Origin of the sequence: Shewanella psychropiezotolerans (assembly GCF_007197555.1) — a bacterium.
Classification (GTDB): domain Bacteria; phylum Pseudomonadota; class Gammaproteobacteria; order Enterobacterales; family Shewanellaceae; genus Shewanella; species Shewanella psychropiezotolerans.
Genome location: NZ_CP041614.1, coordinates 1,764,557 through 1,782,611 on the forward strand (window position 1 = coordinate 1,764,557; position 18,055 = coordinate 1,782,611).

Sequence of the window (18,055 nt, forward strand, 5' to 3'; positions counted from 1 at the left end):
CAGCGCGCCATGTTTGGGGCGATATAAACTCACCTTTTCTATGAAAGTTAATTTGGTAACGTGAGAGTGGATCACTGTTTTCTGTCCGTTTTAACCTGCTACGAAACAGGTAGATCAAAATGGTGGGATCGATTTTACATCAGGAGTGTAAATCTGGTAACTGTTTTCATTCTCATTTACATGTAAATTTACATAGTGAGAACTGCTTCTCATTTTTGCGGTAAATGACCGAAATGATTCGGTGTGAATGAAAATTAATCATCATACAGAGCGAGTATGGTTTATGCTTAATTTTAGTTGGTTAATTATCAGTCTTTTTGGTGGTGAAAATATCAACATATTGTCTGCTTTTATGACGCTTATCTTAGTTTTGTCTTTATTTTAGACATTGAATATAACCGAGGCTTGCATTTGTTTCGCATCAGGAGTAAATATTAAGACAGCTGGTTTGGAACTGTTTTGGTGATTAATTACGTGTGACAAATATGCATCAAAGGTGCGTGGTCATATCCGCCCATTGGCACTTTCATCTTTAAACGTTCACTTTCTGCAATGGTAATAGTTAGGATGGATAGAGGTCTATTAGGTCTGTATGAGTATGAAAATACTCTATTAACCGAGTTAGTAATGACTTGCTAGCGTAAAAATTTAAATTAATTTTATGTTAGCCCTTGAGATTTTCAAGCTCAGACCCCAGTTCTATTATTAGAAGTAATTCTTAAAAGGAAAACCTATGAAAATAAATCTTTCAGGTCACCACGTAGATGTTAAAGATTCAATCAAAGAACATTTGAACGAAAAGTTTTCCAAGATAGCCACTCATTTCCCGACACTTATTTCGTTAGATGTCACCATCTCTAAAGAGCATGGCGAGTATCAGGTTGAGTTGCGCACTAATTATGAAGGTAGTCGAATCTCTGCATCGGGGACAAACGATGTCATGTATCCGGCTATTGCGATTGCCAAGAAGAAGCTCGAGGCAGCGCTCAAGCACCGTAAGGGTCAGCTAAAAGCAGATAAACATGAGAAGCCAGTGAGCACGACGCCAGAAATAGCTCATGAAATAGTCCAAGAGATGAAACTGGTTTAAGGACGAAATTTAGAGCAAGGCAGTGAGCAACAATGTTGCAGAAATTGCTCGTGAGCTTGCTTATGAAGATAATACAAGAGATGAAGTCGGTTTAACGCTACAGTCTTGTAGGCATAGAAGTTTATAGAGAAGCCACCTTAGGGTGGCTTTTTTGTTGTTAGTTTTGGCTAAAAACTATCTAGTGTTTAACAGGAAACTTAAATCTGATCATCTGGTACTGGTCATTATTTTAATACGCTTAAACACCAGCGGCTATAGTTAATCCATGGATCAGTGACTGTACTGCAATGGGTGTGGTGATGTCGACAATCGCAAGATTACTTTTTTTGGGTGTCATACTCTTTGGCAGTGTTGCGCCTGCTATGACAAAAGTTATGGCTAATGTGGTAGAAGCTCCTCGGACAGAAACAGGCTTAGATCTTAGAAGATACATCGAGGCTGATGTTGGAGGATATGCTGAAATCGATGGTGAAGGAGATACTGCAGGCATCACCTTGGCTTTTATCGGTGATCCCAAGTCTGACGTTAACTTCAGGTGGGTTGAACTTGTCTATATCGAGGTATTCAGGCGACTGAATATACCTTTTCGTTATAATGTCTATCCACCGTCGCGGGCCAGCATGATGGCCAATTCTGGTAGGGTAGATGGTGAGGCGGCAAGGGTCGCCGATTATGCTGAAAAGTTTAATAATCTTGTTCGTATCGAAGAGCCGATTGTCTCGACACATTTCAGTGCTTTTTCCCATCGCGCCGACATCAAACTGACTCGCTGGGCCGATCTTCAAGATACGTCCTATAGAGTCGAGTATCGCCGCGGGATCTTCATCACAGAGAAACGTTTGGTGGCGCTGGTCCCCTCGGATAAATTGACCATCGCCACTTACCCGCTACATGGGTTGAAGCGGCTTATGCACGATAGAATCGATATCTATATCGGTGCCGAGTTTAGAATTATCCCCCTGTTAAAGCGCAATGAGTTTAATGATGCCAAGATTCATATGGTTGGCAGATTGGAGACTTTTGATAATTTTGGTTATCTGCACATGCGTCATCATAAGCTGGCGGGATTAATCGCTGAGGTGCTAAAAACCATGAGGGCCGAAGGCCTGATGCAAAAATATTTAAATCAGGCCGATAGGGAGTTTCTCCTCATGGACGGCGAAGCTGAGACTTCCATGCTAGAAGTGAAGTGAGTGTAACGCGATAGATAGCATTCACAGCCGAATGGCTGCAACTCTCACTTAAGGTATTTGCTAGTTGCATATGAGAAAGAACCTAGCTTATTAGGGCTAGAATATGTTTAAGCAATATTTACATCATGAACCGGGTAATCCGTGTAACCCTGCTCAGTACCACCATACATGGTGGTAGGATCTACTGCATTGAGGGGAAGATCATGGCGGATTCGTTCAGGCAGGTCTGGGTTGGCTATGAAGGGACGACCGAAGGCAATCAAGTCACCCCAGTTCTTCTCCAATACTCTTTGGCCACGTTCGGGGGTGTAACGTCCGGCGTAGATGATGAGTCCGGAAAAACTGTCTCTCACCGCCTGTCTGAAACTGTCGGGCAGTTCAGGTGCATTGTCCCAATCGGCTTCGGCAAGAGACAGATAACCTAATTTAGCCTGCTCCAGCATTTTGATTGCTGTCACATAGGTGGTGTGAGGATCATCTTCTAACAGGCCTAGATAGATACGATCTTCTTGTGTGGTCTCGAACATAGGCGCGAAGCGTACTCCGACTCTTTCCGGGCTGAAAACCTGGGTCACGGCCTCGACAATCTCCTTGAGGAAACGCAGTCGGTTCTCTAATGAGCCGCCGTATTCATCTTCCCTGAAGTTACTCTTGTCTGAGATAAACTGGTTCACCAGATAACCATTGGCACTGTGTATCTCTATGCCATCGAATCCCGCCTCTTTGGCGTTGACTGCGGCCTGTTTGTAGAGCTGAACCAGCTCCTTAACCTCCAGGGTGGAGAGTGCGCGGGCATGGGAAGGCTCAGCTAATGCACCTTCTCCCGGTCCGGTCTCAATAAATACGCTGACCGTCTCAGCCTTACCCGCAGAGGGGGCTACTGGCGCGGAATTACCTGGTTGTAAACTGGTGTGAGATACCCGGCCTACATGCCAGAGCTGGGCGAAAATAACCTTACCCTGCTCATGTATCGCTTGGGTAACCTTACGCCAGCCCTCGACTTGCTCGGGGGAATGAATACCAGGGGTCCAGGCGTAGCCCTGACCCCTGGGCTCTATCTGAGTGCCTTCGGTGATCATAAAGCCTGCAGAGGCTCTTTGGCTGTAGTATTGAGCCATCAGTTCGTTGGCGATGTTACCGGGCTGACTGCTGCGGGAGCGGGTCAGTGGTGGTAGCACGATGCGATTTTCTAAGGTCAGTGAGCCTAGCGTTGTTGTGTCAAATAATGCGGGATATTTCATAAGTTAGCCTTGATTACTCTGTTCTTCGGCTAATATAAGGCTTCTATTGATGCTAAAAAATAACTAAACTTCGAAATGACTATTCGAATAAACGAAATAATATGCTGGATAAACTCCCAAATCTCAGAAGCTTTATGGCAGTTGCCGAGGCCAACAGCTTCGCTAAGGCGGCTAGAAAGCTCAACATGGCGAACTCATCTGTGTCGCGCCAGATAGCCCAGCTAGAGAGTCAGTTGAACGTGTCCCTGTTTACCCGCACGACTAGGCATGTACAACTTTCACCCGCGGGGGAGATACTCTATGGACGCGCCAGCGGTTTGATCATGGAGATGGAAAACCTGGCGGCCGAGCTCAGTGCCGATAATGTCAGTCCCCATGGAACATTGAAGGTATCAGTGCCCTGGTGGTTCAGTCAGCTGCATCTGGCTCCTCTGTTACCTGAGTTTCTCGCCATGTATCCGGATCTCAGGGTGGTGATGCAGTGCGATGACGGCATGACTAAGCTGGTGGAGGAGGGGGTTGATGTGGCGGTGCGCCTGAGTCGTCTCAAAGACTCGAACCTTATTGCCAGGCGTTTGGGTCCTCACAGTTTTGCCATGGCGGCATCTCCTGAGTATCTGGCCAGACATGCAAGGGTGACTAAGCCCGAAGATCTGCGGGAGCATGCCATGTTGTCGTTCAACTTCTCCACTCCCTATCACAGCTGGACCCTGAGAAAGCAGGGCAGATCTTATCGTATTCCACTGAAAGACAGCGTGCTGACCAGCAATAATGCTGATATTCTGAGACAGTGTGCCCTCGATGGCGCGGGGATCATCATTCAGCCTGTATGGGGCATAAAATCTGAGATAGAGTCTGGTTCCCTGATACAGCTTCTGCCGGATTTTGAGGTGACCTCCACCACGTTCGATAACGGTATCTTCGCGGTTTACAGTAAGGAGAGTAAGGCGGTGAATCGGGTCAAGGTATTCGTGGACTTTCTGGCGGAACGGCTCAAGGTGGCCGGTTAATCGGCCACCTTGATTGTGCGGGAGTGATAAAAAGGTTTTAGATCCTAGAACCTAGGACCTAATTCTTCGTTCTTATTCATTCGTTTTTCGTAATCTTTGATGGGATGTTTGTCCAGCTGAGTTTAATCATTGGCTAATGAACTGCTATGGACTACTCGTTATCATTCATACGTTTTTCGTAATCTTTGGGGGGCGGCGTCCAGCCACGCTCAACTCGGGCTTGTTCATCCAGATGTTCACTCTTCATGGCTTTTGCTATGGCAGTTTCCAACTCAATAAACAGCTCCCTAAAGTGCGTGCTGTATTTACTGTCTTCACTGTTCTTCTTCCACATCTCATAGAGTGAATCTTTATAACAAAGTTCGAGTTCACGCAGGGTGGCCTTCTTCTGTTCGGCCTTGAAGGGATGAACCCCAAGGGCTATCAGTGCTTCTTTGCCTAGTTCCAGTGCTGAGTGATAGGTTTCGCTGACGATAAAATCCGCACCGGCGTGTTTCAGTTCGAAGTGATGTCCTCTATCGAATGCACGGGCGAAAATCATCACCTTAGGATAGGTATGCTTGATGTACTTGGTCAGCTCCACGGCGCGCTCATTGTTGTCTATGGCAATAACCAACATGCTGGCATCTTCTATGCCTGCAGTGTGGAGCAGATCTGGCTGTGTGGCGTCCCCATAGAAGCTTTTAACATTGATTTTTCTTAGGTTGGCCACCTGATCGACAGATTGATCCAGCACCACAGTCTTGATTTTATTGGCGACAAGAAAGCGGTTGACCATTTGACCGAAGCGGCCCACGCCAGCGATGATCACTGTGCCTTTTTCGGTGATTTCATCGGCCTCGGGTTTGTTTTCATTCACCTCGTATCTGGGTAAGATCACCTTGTCGAACAAGATGAACAAGCCAGGGGTGAGGAACATTGACAGGGCGACGACGAGGGAGAGCATCTGGGCCAGATCGGTTGGAATAACATGGTTTTGTACCGTGTAGCTTAGGAGCACGAAGCCAAACTCACCGGCTTGAGCCAGACTCAAAGCGAACAGCCAACGGTCGCTATTCTTTATCCTAAATACCATGGCAAGCAAGAACAATACTGCAGCCTTGACCAACATGACGCCGGCAGTGATACCGAGAACCGGGCCAATGTTACTGGCCAGCACACCAAAGTCTATTCCGGCGCCAACCGTGATAAAAAATAGCCCTAATAACAGTCCCTTGAAGGGTTCGATATTGGACTCTAGCTCGTGGCGGAACTCACTGTTTGCCAGCACGACACCAGCAAGAAAGGTGCCCAGAGCCGGAGAAAGGCCGACTAAGCTCATCAGCGCTGCTATGCCTATGACTAACATGAGCGCGGTGGCGGTGAATATCTCTCTCAGTCCTGAGCTGGCCACATAGCGAAACAATGGGCGACTCAGGTAATGTCCGCCAACGACAACTGCCGCAATGGCGAGTAATACTGTGATACCGTAGGCCCAGCCGGGGAGCCCGGCGACCAGTGATAACTCCTCATGGTGCTCGGCGGCTTGGCCAACGAGTGCCTGCGCTTTTTCCACCAGTTCTGGCAGCGCAAGCAAAGGGATAAGAGCCAGCATGGGGATCACGGCAATATCCTGAAATAGCAGCACCGAGAAGGCATTCTTACCGCCCTCCGTCTTGGAGAGATTTTTCTCGCTGAACGTTTGTAATACAATAGCGGTGGATGACAGGGCGAAGATGAGACCAACAGTGAAGGCGACGCTCCAGCCCAGGCCAAAGTAGACTCCTGCTGCCATGATAATCGCTGTGGTTAAGCCGATTTGTAGCCCGCCAAGCCCCATCAATTTATTTCGCATATCCCATAGCATGCGTGGTTCGAGTTCCAGGCCAACTAAGAAAAGCATCATCACTACGCCAAATTCGGCGAAATGTTGCAGTGTGTTGGTTTCACTGCCGACCAGGCCAACGATAGGACCAATTACCACACCGGCAATGAGGTAACCCAACACAGAGCCAAGCCCTAAGCGTTTGGCCAGGGGCACGGCAATCACGGCGGCGCACAGGTAGATAAAGGCTTGAATAAAATACGCTGTCATAAAAAGTTACCTTGTCCTTAAGTTAGCGTGTTTGAGATGCTTGAGCCGTCTGCTGCATATGTGCCTGATTGAGCACGGGCAGCGAGGCGGCCTGAGACAAGTCCAGAGTGTTTGCGGCTAATGAGGTTAGCAGGGTATTAAATGCGTCAATGTGGCCGGGAATTCTTCCCTCTTCGCTGGCATTACGGCTGCTAAACAGCACGAAGGGAGCTAAGTAGCGCATACCGCTTAAGTTGGCGGTCTGTTCTATAGGGTATAACAGTTCTCGAATGGTGAAATGATTGTAGCCATCCCCTGATAGGCCTTCTCACTACCGCCTGCAGTGGTGGCACAGAAGAAGGTCTTGCCCTTTAACGCCGTGCCATCTGTGCCATAGGCGAAGCCATACTCGAGCACCAGATCTTGCCACTGTTTGAGGATGGCGGGCGTCGAATACCAATGCAGAGGAAATAGGAAAATGATCACCTGGTGCTCGAGTAAACGTTGCTGTTCTTTGTCGATATTGATGTGAAAAGTCGGGTACTCACGATAAAGATCGATGGCGGTGACATCACTGTGCTCCAAACTGGCTTTGTACAGCAGCTTGTTGACCTCGGAACGTTCTTGAGATGGATGTGCGAATAGCACTAAGATTTTTTTTCTTTCCTCTAGCATAACTTGTCCTTGTGAGAGGGCGATGTCTCTGTGAAAAAGAGTACATGCACTATGAATTAAGTTAGCACAGGTTCGGGTATAGACATACTTAGCATTTAACTAACACGTATTAGCTGCACTGATTGTTAAGTCTATTAGATTGCTAACTAAATCAGCCCTAATTGCAGTGCTTTTAGCACGGCCTGAGTGCGGTCTCTGCTTTCGAGTTTGAGTAAGATGTTGGAGATATGATTCTTGACAGTGCCTTGGGCGAGGAAGACTGCTGCGGCGATCTCCTTGTTGGATAAACCTCCCGCCATCAGGGTGAGGATCTCTGACTCGCGGCTGCTTATCTTGATCTCGCTTAGGCTATCTATGCTTAACTGCTCTTGGTTGCTGCTGAGCTCTTGCAGCACATCGGCCTCTATCAGGTAACCGCCGCTGGCAACTCGAGTGATGGCGGAAATTAGCTTTTCTAGTGAGACATCTTTGAGCAGAAAGCCATTGGCACCTTGGGTGATGCTGGCCATCAAGAGCTCATTATCGTCGAATGTAGTAAGCATGATGATCCGTACTCGGCTGCCAGAGGCTCTTATTTGTTTGAGCATGCCTATGCCATCGAGCTCTGGCATGCGAATGTCGCTCAGTATCAGATCGACAGGCTGCTGGGCTAATTTGTCTATGGCTTCCAGTCCGTTTTGCGCCTGCCAGAGTACTTGTACCTTGTCTGAAAGAGATAATAGGCTGGCGATGCCGTGCCTTACCAGCTGTTGGTCATCGATCAGGGCTAAGGTAATGGGGACTTTTTTATCGAGTTTTGCTGGCATTTTCACCTTATCTTCCATCTTAATTTCATCCATCTCTTACGTTTTAAATCTAATGTAAATGTTTGCTTATATGCCTTGCAGCTAACTAAAATCCTAATGTCAGACAGTGACTTGGGTATCGATGTCACAGCTGATATGAAGCTCTGTGTCAGAGCTTGAACGACCCCGCTCATTGAGCTTGTTCATTTTCAGCTCCACCTTGCCATCGAAGGGGGCGAGCCGCTCATTCATTCCTTTAAGGCCCGATCCCGGGATAGGTGCGCCGCTTCTCCCTTTGCCATTGTCCCTGAGAACGAGTCGCAGAGTTTGTTCCTTCTGGCTCATGGATAACCACAGAGTCTTGGCTTTACCGTGGCGAACCGCATTGCTTATCCCTTCTTGCAGAACGAGTACCAGCTCCTGAGCCAGTTCGGTTGATGTTAAGGGAAGCAAACCATCCATCTTAAGTTTGACCCCTGGAAGACGTGTCATCAATGCATTGATAGGGGCCGTCAGATCCAGCCCAACGATATCTCGCTGTTTCTTTACTACGGCTCGAATACTCGCAAGCAGCTCCTTAGACACTTGTTTACTCAACTCGACATCTGGCTTGACCTCATCTGGCACCTTATGGCTGAGGACCTCTAACTGTAATGAGAGTGCGGTGAGCTGGTGGCCCAAGATATCGTGCAAATCTCTGGCTATTCTGACTCTTTCCTGATGTTGGCTGGACTGGCTCAGTAAGGAGCGGGTGGCGATAAGTTGCTGATTGAGTTGCTCTTGCTGCATTCTGGCTTCGACTTCATTCAATCTTGCCTGACTGCTGCTGTAGGCGAATAACTGAAAGCCCATGTAGATGAGGACGGTAAATCCTGCACTGGCACTCTCGTGACTTAGGCTATGGATAAGATAGAAAGCCAGATTGATTAAGATCAGGCTGATAATTGCCAGGCGTTTACTCACTTGGCCCGGAAGTTGTGATGCCCAGATCACCAATAAGATAGGGGTGATCATGTTGGAGTCAAACACGATGAGAATTAAGGTGATTAGGGCCTGGGAATATACAACGCCAGTGATCACCTTAGGATTAAAACGGGATAAAAAGTGAGTCGAGATCAGTAGAAATAAGATCAAGAAGGTCAGGTGTCCCATCCCTGATAGCAAGAGTTCAAACTGAGTTAACGATTGACTCAAGGCCAACCAGGTCACTAAGGCCCAAGTTCCGACGCCTGCTAACTGGAGCATCATGCTCTCTTTGGTAAATTTAAGTCCATGCACTTTAGCGTTTTCCCACTCTGTTCACGATAAGAGTATTAATTATCAGGCTCTCGGTTATCTGAGTCGGAGGTTTGCCTGGAGTCATGGGAAATAAACATAACTCGTTACTTTTGGCACCTGTTTAATGATGCTGCTTTTTATAAACTGAACTCAGATTAACAACTTCAATGATGACACAAGGAAAGTCCAATGAAAAACATCATAAATAAAAGCACGTTAACCGCTAGCAGTATCGCCGCCTTAGTATCTCTGTTACTTCAGCCTCTGGCCAATGCAGATACTCTGACGGTTAACTTAGATAACATTCAAGCGCATCAGGGCAGTTTGATGGTGGCAGTTTATCAAGGAGAGGAGAGTTATAGCACTAATAAAGGCGTGGTGGCATCAACTAAAAAGGCGGTGACATCTGAGTCTCACACCCTGGTCTTTACCGACTTAGCCCCTGGCGAGTACGCCATTAAGGTGATGCATGATGAAAATGATAATGGCACCTTAGACACCAACTTCTTGGGTATTCCCAGCGAGGGATATGGTTTTAGCAACAATGGCGGCAGCTTCGGACCTGCTAGCTATGACGATGCCAAGTTCACTGTCGATGGTGATGCACAGCTAACGATTCACCTAAGATAGGAGTGGCTAGCCATGTTAAGTAGAAGAACGTTTATCGGCTCCTCACTCGCTCTTATGGCGAGCTCTGTTACAGCGTCGGTTTGGGGAGCCTCGGCAGATTCAGTGCTTTCTTTAGCTCATGATAATCATCTGACAAAACAGAAGTGGGCCATGGCGTTCGAGGGTGCGATGAGTGACTTTGCCCCTCTGCAGATGGAAACCAGTGGTTTTTGGCCAAGTGACTTAACCGGTTTTCTCTACCGCAATGGACCGTCGAAGATGAACCGGGCAGGCATGCGTTACCAGCACTGGTTCGATGGTGATGGCATGGTGCAGCAGTTTGACATAGCTCATGGAAAAGTGAGCCATAAAGGCAAGTTTATTCAGACCAAGAAGTTTAAGGCAGAAGAGAAGGCCGGCAAGTTCAGGTACCGGACTGCAGGGACTATCATTCCAGATGCGCTGCCCATTCGCAATAATGATGATATGAATGTGGCCAATACCAGTGTCATTCCATGGCGCGGCGAACTGTTAGCACTCTGGGAGGCAGGCTCTCCTTATAGAATTGACCCAAATAGCCTAGATACGCTCGGGGTGAAAAGCTTTGGGGACAAGTTCAAGCAGCTGCCTTTCTCGGCTCATCCTTTGCCCGATGGGCAAGGCGGCATGTGGAATTTCGGCAGCTGGTTTGTGGGAGGGGACAGCTCACTCTTGATGTATCAAGTCTCTAAAGAGGATGAGATCTCCCGCATCGAAGTAATAACCTTGCCTCAGGCAAGTTATATGCATGCGTTCGCACAGAGCCGAAACAAGCTTATCTTCTACATTTCCTCTTGTGTCTATGAAGAGGGACAAACTTATATCGATGCCTTTAAATGGCGACCCGAGCTGGGAGCTAAGTTGCTCATTATCGATAAGGCGGATTTCAAGTTACAGCAGTGGGTCGACCTTCCCGCCGGCTTCGCCTTTCATTTTGGCCAAGCGGTTGAACATGATAATCAGCTTGAGGTGCAAATTAGCCTCTACCCGGATGCGGGCATATTGCTCGATGGTATGACTCAACTGCTGACTGGCAAGGAGCGTGACGCTAGCACAAATGCTGAATTTGTGACTATCTCGGTAGAGTTGGAATCCCATGAGCGCTTAGCCAAACAGTTAACTAATCAGCTAGTATTGGCTTCGAAAGTCGCTAAGTTGATCCGCAGTAATATTGAGATGGAGTTTCCTCAGTTCGATACCCGCATAAGTGATTCTATGTCATCGGTATTTGGGGTCGGTGCACGTATAAATAATGCCACAGGTCTGAGCGATACCCTTCATTGTGTAACAACGACGGGTAATCAATCTTATTACTTTGGCGACAACAAGATAATAGAGGAGCCGCTGTATATTCCAGCTAAAGAGGTTGGTGAGGGCTACATCTTGATGACCTGGCTCGATTATGAAAGTAAACAGAGCGGATTATCCTTGTTCGACTCGGCGGATATCGCCAAGGGTCCCATTGCTGAGGCTAAGATGGCGAGGATACTGCCATTGGGGTTTCACGGCTGTTTTGTTTAACCTGAACCTTAGATGACTATCACTATCTTTTAGTTAATTGGCGATACCCGTGGCGGCTAAGTTAGATGCCGACCAAAGCGTGACACGTGAAGAACTGCTTAGGCCATTGATCATGCGGTCAACCTGATCTTGGGTAAAGTTGGCATATTGATCAGAATAAGCCATGAAGTTTTGCCAGTTGATGGCCTGTCCCATGCAGTTGAGTATGCCGCCATCGCCCGGGTTCATCTGATTGAAATAAATCCCAACTATGCTCCAGCATGGCAGTGCTCAATTTGCTAAAAGCTAACTTCATTGCTAAACCTAGTGAGTATATTGCTCAGGGAGCTATATCCAGACAAGGAGGTTTTATGCTTATTCTTACCAGAAAGCCTAATTCATCGATCACGATCACCAATGTCTATGATGAAAACGGCCAGAAACTCCAAGATATTGAGATCAATATCTATTCAGATAACCGCATTGGCATCGTTGCCGACGGATCGGTTGATATCTATCGCAGTGAGATCTTGGAGTTAGGGGATTGAACTAGACCTTAAGTTTTCTTCCTCGTTTTGGATAAACTAGACCCGTTTCGTTAGATTAGTTCCGTTGAATTAACTTTGCGGAATAAATCTCGCTAAATCAGTTATTTTGAATCGGCTTGTTTATGATGGTTAAACTCCCGTCTAACATTGGGCTGTCAATGTCTTTCCCCATAAAACACCATGAGTATTTATCCACTCACATTACTTTCTACTAGACTTAATGGGTCTTTAAGTTTAATGGATACGAGGTGTGTTATGAGTCTTTATGAGCGTCTTGGAGGGGAGCAAAAAATCGCACGGATTGCGGCAGATATATTCGATACCCATGCGACAAACCCTACCGTGGCTAGTCGTTATAAGGACAGTGACAGAGAGCAGGTGATCAAGATGGTGACCGAGTTTTTGTGTGCCGGTACCGGTGGGCCACAGGACTACACGGGAAAATCTATGCCAGAAGCTCATCGATGCATGAACATCAACGAGGCGGAATACTTAGCCGTAATCGATGACATCATGGTTGCACTAAATAAAAACGAGGTCGGGGAGCAGGAAAAACAGGAACTCTTGATGATTGCCTATTCACTCAAGGGAGAGATAATCGGCGTGTGAGCCTTTTTCTTGTATGATTAATCCTTATAAAACGCAGCGATTGGCTGCGTTTTTTTGTCTTTCATATTTAGATATACCACTAGATTAAGAGTGTTTCACAATACAGAGCACATTAGGCTATTTCAGCAAGTTGTAGAGAGCGGCAGTCCAGTCAAAGCTGAGGTTCGGTCATCTGTTTAGAAACCACTGTGTGTGCTATAGTGCCGCCCATTATTGTGTAGATGTTTGATTGAAGAGATCGAGATGACTAGAGAACTATTAAAGCGCTGCGATAGCAAGTGTGAACTGTGTGGTAGCGAGTCAAAGTTAGCGTCCTATGAGCTTCCAGACTCAAAAGGATATGGTGATGCGCGTATCATGATCTGTGACACTTGTACTGGTCAAATTCAAGATCGCAGCACCATAGACATGAATCACTGGCGTTGTCTCAATGACAGCATGTGGAGCCAAGTTCCTGCCGTTCAGGTGATGGCTTACCGTATGCTTAAGCAAATTAGCGAAGAAGCATGGGCACGTGATCTACTGGATATGCTCTATCTCGATGATGACATGCAGGCATGGGGCGACGCTGGCATCGAAGAGGTTGATGAAGATTTTATCCCTCATAGAGACAGTAATGGCGCTATTCTCGAAGCTGGTGATAACGTGGTGATCATTAAAGATCTTAACGTGAAAGGCACCACCTTTACCGCTAAGCGCGGTACTACGGTTCGTGGTATCTCACTGACAAACAATCCTGAGCACATCGAAGGGCGCGTTAGCGGTACTCGTATCGTTATTTTAACTTGCTTCGTTAAGAAAGTGCCACCAAGCGAAGAGTAACCTTTCTTCCTTAGCGTATATTTTGATATTAAGCCGCCGTTATTGCGAGATAATGGCGGCTTTTTTATGGGCCTAAAATACGTTCTCAGCCCTGACTGTGTTATAAAATAAGCAGTTGAATATTTGGCTTATTTTGATATTGGTATTACATATGCGCATTGCTTTACTTGGACTCTTGCTACTGTCTACATTCGTATGTCCGTTCGTGATGGCTGAGGATGGCTCGCCAAGCCTAGTGGGTAGTGCTAGTTGTCAGACTTGTCATCGCGAGCAATATCGAGAGTGGCAGACCAGTCATCACTTTTCCGCTATGTCTGTTGCCACACAAATCAGTGTGTTAGGTGATTTTGACAACAGCCAATTTACCTATAATGGCGTGACCTCACGCTTTTACCGTCGTGATGGTAAGTTTTATGTCACTACTGACAATGCCGAGGGTAAGTTACAAGAGTTTCATATCGGCTATACCTTCGGTGTTTATCCTTTACAGCAATATCTGATCGATTTCCCGAACGGGGCTAAGCAAGTGTTGAGCATAATCTGGGACACGCGTAGCAAGGAGGAGGGCGGCCAGCGTTGGTATCATCTGTACCCGGAGCAGCTTCACGGTATGGATGAGACTAAGATGCAGGGCGCAGCCATAGATCATACTGATCCTTTGCACTGGACTGGCAGCATGTTCAACTGGAACAGTCGCTGCGCTAGCTGTCACTCTACCGGGCTAGAGGTTAATTATGAACCTGAAAATAACAGCTTCAATACACAATGGTTTGAGATTAATGTCGGCTGTGAAGCCTGTCATGGCGCTGGAGAGCAACACCTGCAATGGGCGGCGAACTCCCAGGAGAAACCAAAGACAGGGCCGAATAAAGGCTTTCCACAGTCGATTAATAATCACGCTAAATGGGGGCATATACCAGATGCTAAATCGGCTAACAGTGATACGTATCAGACCTTTTCCAGTAGTGGCCCTGTCGCTCAAAGGCAGAAAGAGACCTGCGCCGCTTGTCACTCGAGACGCACACCGCTGCAAGCGTCTACCCCCGGCCATGATTATAATGATGACCACTTGCTCTCTCTATTAGAAAGCCCACTTTATTACGCCGATGGCCAGATGCGCGAAGAGGTCTTCGTCTGGGGCTCTTTTTTGCAGAGTAAGATGCAAGCCGCTGGGGTGACCTGTAGCAATTGTCATAATCCCCATAGTCTAAGCCTGAACATTCAAGGTAATGCACTCTGCACTCAGTGCCATAATCCCAGTGTATTCGATCAAGTTGAGCACCATCACCATGAAGGTGAGGGGGCGAAATGTGTCAATTGTCATATGCCGACTACTACCTATATGGGCGTCGATGGCAGGCAAGATCACAGTTTTAGGCTCCCCCGTCCTGCATTGGCTGAGCGGATCGGCGCGCCTAATGCCTGCAATCAATGCCACGATGACAAGTCTAATTCGTGGGCTCAACAAACCATTGATAACTGGAATGAGGCCAGAGGTAAGCAGCCGAGTGTACATGATTTTGCCGAGGCATTTTTCGATGCAGACAGTGGAGACATCAATGCCTCTACTGAGCTGTTAAAAATAGCCTTAGATTCAGGGCAAACAGGGATAGTGAGGGGAAGCGCGATACTGCGCCATGGTCAGTTTCATAACTCCCAAAGCTTGCAAGCTACCCAATCTCTGTTACTGGACTCAGATCCCTTGGTGCGTTTAGGAGCGGTGCGCTCTATGGACGCCCTGCCTATCGGTCTTAAAGCTCGGTTGTTATTAAATCATCTCGAACAAAGCAGTAAGTCGGTGCGGGTAGAGATAGCCCGTCAACTGGCGAGTCTGCCACTAGAGCAACTGCCTAAGGCCAAGGCTAAAGTCCTGTTAGCCATGTTTGATGAGTTTATCGAGTCGGCGAAATTTAATGCCAGTGCTCCTGAGAGTCAGGTATTACTCGGCTTGTTCTATTTTGAGCGACAAGATTATGTGCTTGCCGAGCAGGCATATCGACAAGCACTTAAGATATCGCCCAGGCTAGAGAGCGCCAGGCTTAATCTTGCCGATCTGTATCGTCTGCTTGGCCAGGAGCAACAGAGCTTGGCCATGTTAAAGCAGACATTAACATGGCTACCCGACTCGGCGGCAGCCAACTACGCTATGGGGCTCTGGTATGTGCGTGATGGGAATTATGCCGCGGCGCTGAATGGGTTATTAACAGCCAGTGAACTGGACCCCACTAATGGGCGCTATGCCAGTACCTACGCGTTAGGTTTAGATAAACTCAATAAGCGGCAAGATGCTAAGGCATATCTGAGCGACTGGATAAGCAAGCATGGCGCCCAGCCTCAGGTACAAGCTGTGCTTGATGCTTGGAGATGAATAAAGGGCTCATATTGAGCCCTTTATTTACAATAAAAGGTGACAAAAATAGACGACAAACTCAGGCAATCAATACGACCAAGTTAGCGAATAGGCGTCACTGAAAACTAAGCATTAGGCCCAGAAGCTGACCGTTCTCTCTATGACCCAGAAAGCTGACAGGCCGCCGATGCTATAGGCCATCAAGGTCAAGGCTTGGGAGCGAGAGTGAGCGCTAACCCATCCCTTGTTTACCCACACAAGGCATATCCTGCCGGCAATCAGTACCGCTGCTACGAAGGCCAATTGTCCCAATTCGACCCCGACATTGAAAAACAGCAGGGCGAGGGGGATGGCATTTTGCGGCAGGCCTATTTCTGCCAATGCGCCGGCGAAGCCAAAACCATGTAGCAAGCCGAAGATAAATGCCACCATCCAGGGAGCACGCTCGGCTATGCCTATTTTTCCCTTCAGACCATGAATGATCTCCACGGCTAAAAACAAGATACTCAATGCAATAACGGCTTCGACCGGCGGTAAGGCGATGCTGGCTATGCCTAATGAGGCTAATGCTAAAGTGATGCTGTGGGCCAAGGTGAAGGCGGTGATCGCGCCTATCAGCCTGCGCCTGTCTTTGATGATAAGCAACAGGGCGAATACGAACAACAAGTGATCGAAGCCAAGCAGAATATGCTCGATGCCGAGTAAGGTATAGACCTTGATGACCTCAGTATCTGATGATTCCAGGGCAGATTCTATGACGAAGCTGGTTTTAGTCGGAGTCAGTCTGGCCATCTGGGTCGAGCCATTTAAGTGTTGTACCCGGATTAGGATATCTGTGGTGGTGTTGGCCAGTTCGGCAACCGAGACGGTTTGACCCGCGAGGCCACCACTGCATTGTATCGACCAGTGTCTGATGTCGGCCGACGGCGTTTGAACCCTGTGTATGGGCGCTAGCTTAGTACAATTATTAGGAAATTCAGGGCTTAGCTTAAGCACTTGCGTCTCTTTTCTGGGCAGCTTCCAGGTGATCTTGAAGGAGGTATTATCCAGCTCGGTCAACTCCAGGTAGGCAGGCCTTATCTCGTCGGCGCGAACTAATGAGTGTTGCATGAGCAGAGGAAATACTAAAAGCAGAGTCATCAAGCACGGCTTGGTCCAGTGACTTAATCTATTTAATCGACTCGCTCTAAGCAATAGGATCAATAAGTTAATATTCTTCATACTCATTCCTATTGCACCGTCTCTGGTGATCCATCTAAACCTTGAGACTCGCTGGTGAGACTTGCCTCAAGTATTTGAGACGGTTTCATCATAATCACTATCTGGTAATTTTCTTTTAGCTTGGCATAGAGTGAGTCATTACTTCTTTCCTGCTGCTGGGCTAGCCAATAGGGTAAGACCTTGTCGTGAATGTCCGTTAGTGGGGGAAGCTTGGCATCGATACGGTCATCGATTCTGACTAAGTGTTGGCCATAGCCTGACTCTATGGGGCCCAGCCATTGGCCAACAGGCAAGGCGATAAGCTGCTCCTCGAAGCGACGACCGAAGATTCTGGCTATTTGATAATCTGCAATCTGCTCATAGTGCTGCTTGCCATTGAAACTGTCGCCTAATCCTGAGTATGCTTTTGGCTCAGCTGACTGATTGAGGTGGGTGAGTAGCGTCTCTTGGTTTGATTGACTCGCACTGTTTACATTATCTGCACTGTAAAAAATGTGGGAGAAGCTCAGGCGAACTGGAGATACAAACTTGTCCGGGTTCGCGGCGAGATAAGCGGCGAGCTCTTCATCCGATGGATCCGAGGGCACCAGAAGATCGTTGGCGATAAACTCCATCTTCTCGGCCAAACGCCTGCGTATGATAGGGTCTTCCTGGCCGAGACCTAAGGCCAGTGCCTCACGGTAATAGATCTCCTCGCGAATTTGTCGCTCAATGACCTTGAGTAACTCAGACTCGGAAGGGGGGCGATGCCATTTTTGCTGCCATTGGTTGGCGGTGCGTTGTATATCCGCTTCTGAGATGATGATGCGGTTGGGCGCTAGCTCCTCATCATTAACTAAGGCGTAGAGGCCGAATAGTGCGGCGCCAATCAAGATGAAATGAGCGAAGGGGTCGCGAATAAATTGTCTAAATACGAGTGGCATAGTACACCTTTAAAACCTAGTGTCGGGGCAAGATTTAACATGAAATGGTTTATGGGCCTAGCGCCTAAGCTAATTTAACCAGCGTCAGGCCCATATTCAACTGCTAGAG

16 protein-coding genes and 1 pseudogene are annotated in these 18,055 nt (G+C 47.6%); 9 read left to right on the forward strand and 8 right to left on the reverse strand.

What is annotated here, in order from left to right:
- Positions 1-733: 733 nt before the first annotated feature.
- The gene (gene hpf / locus FM037_RS07850) at positions 734-1,090 is read left to right on the forward strand and encodes a ribosome hibernation-promoting factor, HPF/YfiA family (protein WP_112353526.1); all 357 of its coding nucleotides are present in this window, start codon (positions 734-736) and stop codon (positions 1,088-1,090) included.
- A gap of 299 nt (positions 1,091-1,389) precedes the next feature.
- Positions 1,390-2,283, forward strand: coding sequence for a type 2 periplasmic-binding domain-containing protein (locus FM037_RS07855; protein WP_144045536.1), 894 nt, complete (start codon positions 1,390-1,392; stop codon positions 2,281-2,283).
- 107 nt (positions 2,284-2,390) lie between these two features.
- Here the strand turns inward: FM037_RS07855 and FM037_RS07860 are convergent, their stop codons facing one another.
- A complete protein-coding gene (locus tag FM037_RS07860) occupies positions 2,391-3,524 on the reverse strand; it encodes an alkene reductase (RefSeq protein WP_144045537.1) in 1,134 nt (377 codons plus the stop codon).
- Positions 3,525-3,625: 101 nt separating this feature from the next.
- On the opposite strand from FM037_RS07860, the gene FM037_RS07865 reads away from it, so the two are divergent.
- Positions 3,626-4,534: a LysR family transcriptional regulator gene (locus FM037_RS07865; RefSeq protein WP_144045538.1), complete on the forward strand. Its 909-nt coding sequence runs from the start codon at positions 3,626-3,628 to the stop codon at positions 4,532-4,534.
- Positions 4,535-4,685: 151 nt separating this feature from the next.
- Here FM037_RS07865 and FM037_RS07870 read toward each other — a convergent pair whose 3' ends face one another.
- From FM037_RS07870 to FM037_RS07885, 4 genes and pseudogenes are all read right to left on the reverse strand, one after another.
- Positions 4,686-6,608 (reverse strand): monovalent cation:proton antiporter-2 (CPA2) family protein, encoded by a 1,923-nt coding sequence (locus FM037_RS07870; RefSeq protein WP_144045539.1) that lies wholly within the window; start codon positions 6,606-6,608, stop codon positions 4,686-4,688.
- 22 nt (positions 6,609-6,630) lie between these two features.
- A pseudogene (locus tag FM037_RS07875) lies at positions 6,631-7,262 on the reverse strand (NAD(P)H-dependent oxidoreductase).
- Positions 7,263-7,408: 146 nt separating this feature from the next.
- Entirely contained in the window at positions 7,409-8,068 is a 660-nt protein-coding gene (locus FM037_RS07880) for a response regulator (RefSeq protein ID WP_144048882.1), read from the reverse strand.
- 99 nt (positions 8,069-8,167) lie between these two features.
- Positions 8,168-9,295, reverse strand: a complete 1,128-nt coding sequence (locus FM037_RS07885; protein ID WP_144045540.1) for a sensor histidine kinase — start codon at positions 9,293-9,295, stop codon at positions 8,168-8,170.
- Between the two features lie 219 nt (positions 9,296-9,514).
- Here FM037_RS07885 and FM037_RS07890 point away from each other — a divergent pair, with 219 nt between their 5' ends.
- Entirely contained in the window at positions 9,515-9,955 is a 441-nt protein-coding gene (locus FM037_RS07890) for a DUF2141 domain-containing protein (RefSeq protein ID WP_144045541.1), read from the forward strand.
- A 12-nt stretch (positions 9,956-9,967) separates the two neighbouring features.
- Entirely contained in the window at positions 9,968-11,494 is a 1,527-nt protein-coding gene (locus FM037_RS07895; protein WP_144045542.1) for a carotenoid oxygenase family protein, read from the forward strand.
- A 33-nt stretch (positions 11,495-11,527) separates the two neighbouring features.
- Here FM037_RS07895 and FM037_RS07900 read toward each other — a convergent pair whose 3' ends face one another.
- On the reverse strand, positions 11,528-11,722 hold the full coding sequence (locus FM037_RS07900; protein ID WP_227992609.1) for a M43 family zinc metalloprotease: 195 nt from the start codon (positions 11,720-11,722) through the stop codon (positions 11,528-11,530).
- Between the two features lie 122 nt (positions 11,723-11,844).
- Here FM037_RS07900 and FM037_RS07905 point away from each other — a divergent pair, with 122 nt between their 5' ends.
- The 4 genes from FM037_RS07905 (at position 11,845) to FM037_RS07920 (ending at position 15,820) form a co-directional block, all read left to right on the forward strand.
- Positions 11,845-12,021 carry a carbon storage regulator gene (locus tag FM037_RS07905; RefSeq protein WP_144045543.1) on the forward strand — a complete coding sequence of 59 codons (177 nt, stop codon included), beginning with the start codon at positions 11,845-11,847 and terminating at the stop codon, positions 12,019-12,021.
- Between the two features lie 255 nt (positions 12,022-12,276).
- Positions 12,277-12,630: a group I truncated hemoglobin gene (locus FM037_RS07910; protein ID WP_144045544.1), complete on the forward strand. Its 354-nt coding sequence runs from the start codon at positions 12,277-12,279 to the stop codon at positions 12,628-12,630.
- 243 nt (positions 12,631-12,873) lie between these two features.
- Positions 12,874-13,452 (forward strand): PhnA domain-containing protein, encoded by a 579-nt coding sequence (locus tag FM037_RS07915; protein WP_144045545.1) that lies wholly within the window; start codon positions 12,874-12,876, stop codon positions 13,450-13,452.
- Positions 13,453-13,603: 151 nt separating this feature from the next.
- Positions 13,604-15,820 carry an ammonia-forming cytochrome c nitrite reductase subunit c552 gene (locus FM037_RS07920; protein ID WP_144045546.1) on the forward strand — a complete coding sequence of 739 codons (2,217 nt, stop codon included), beginning with the start codon at positions 13,604-13,606 and terminating at the stop codon, positions 15,818-15,820.
- A 114-nt stretch (positions 15,821-15,934) separates the two neighbouring features.
- On the opposite strand, the gene FM037_RS07925 is transcribed toward FM037_RS07920, so the two are convergent.
- Together FM037_RS07925 and FM037_RS07930 are read right to left on the reverse strand one after the other, a co-directional pair.
- A complete protein-coding gene (locus FM037_RS07925; protein ID WP_221937480.1) occupies positions 15,935-17,023 on the reverse strand; it encodes a HupE/UreJ family protein in 1,089 nt (362 codons plus the stop codon).
- 8 nt (positions 17,024-17,031) lie between these two features.
- Positions 17,032-17,946, reverse strand: a complete 915-nt coding sequence (locus tag FM037_RS07930) for a peptidyl-prolyl cis-trans isomerase (protein WP_144045547.1) — start codon at positions 17,944-17,946, stop codon at positions 17,032-17,034.
- Positions 17,947-18,055: the final 109 nt, after the last annotated feature.

Bases quoted from the DNA above. Each gene is read 5' to 3' on its own strand.
- hpf (WP_112353526.1), top strand. From the start codon at position 734: ATGAAAATAAATCTTTCAGGTCACCACGTAGATGTTAAAGATTCAATC.
- FM037_RS07855 (WP_144045536.1), top strand. From the start codon at position 1,390: ATGTCGACAATCGCAAGATTACTTTTTTTGGGTGTCATACTCTTTGGC.
- FM037_RS07860 (WP_144045537.1), bottom strand. From the start codon at position 3,524: ATGAAATATCCCGCATTATTTGACACAACAACGCTAGGCTCACTGACC.
- FM037_RS07865 (WP_144045538.1), top strand. From the start codon at position 3,626: ATGCTGGATAAACTCCCAAATCTCAGAAGCTTTATGGCAGTTGCCGAG.
- FM037_RS07870 (WP_144045539.1), bottom strand. From the start codon at position 6,608: ATGACAGCGTATTTTATTCAAGCCTTTATCTACCTGTGCGCCGCCGTG.
- FM037_RS07880 (WP_144048882.1), bottom strand. From the start codon at position 8,068: ATGCCAGCAAAACTCGATAAAAAAGTCCCCATTACCTTAGCCCTGATC.
- FM037_RS07885 (WP_144045540.1), bottom strand. From the start codon at position 9,295: ATGATGCTCCAGTTAGCAGGCGTCGGAACTTGGGCCTTAGTGACCTGG.
- FM037_RS07890 (WP_144045541.1), top strand. From the start codon at position 9,515: ATGAAAAACATCATAAATAAAAGCACGTTAACCGCTAGCAGTATCGCC.
- FM037_RS07895 (WP_144045542.1), top strand. From the start codon at position 9,968: ATGTTAAGTAGAAGAACGTTTATCGGCTCCTCACTCGCTCTTATGGCG.
- FM037_RS07900 (WP_227992609.1), bottom strand. From the start codon at position 11,722: ATGAACCCGGGCGATGGCGGCATACTCAACTGCATGGGACAGGCCATC.
- FM037_RS07905 (WP_144045543.1), top strand. From the start codon at position 11,845: ATGCTTATTCTTACCAGAAAGCCTAATTCATCGATCACGATCACCAAT.
- FM037_RS07910 (WP_144045544.1), top strand. From the start codon at position 12,277: ATGAGTCTTTATGAGCGTCTTGGAGGGGAGCAAAAAATCGCACGGATT.
- FM037_RS07915 (WP_144045545.1), top strand. From the start codon at position 12,874: ATGACTAGAGAACTATTAAAGCGCTGCGATAGCAAGTGTGAACTGTGT.
- FM037_RS07920 (WP_144045546.1), top strand. From the start codon at position 13,604: ATGCGCATTGCTTTACTTGGACTCTTGCTACTGTCTACATTCGTATGT.
- FM037_RS07925 (WP_221937480.1), bottom strand. From the start codon at position 17,023: ATGAAGAATATTAACTTATTGATCCTATTGCTTAGAGCGAGTCGATTA.
- FM037_RS07930 (WP_144045547.1), bottom strand. From the start codon at position 17,946: ATGCCACTCGTATTTAGACAATTTATTCGCGACCCCTTCGCTCATTTC.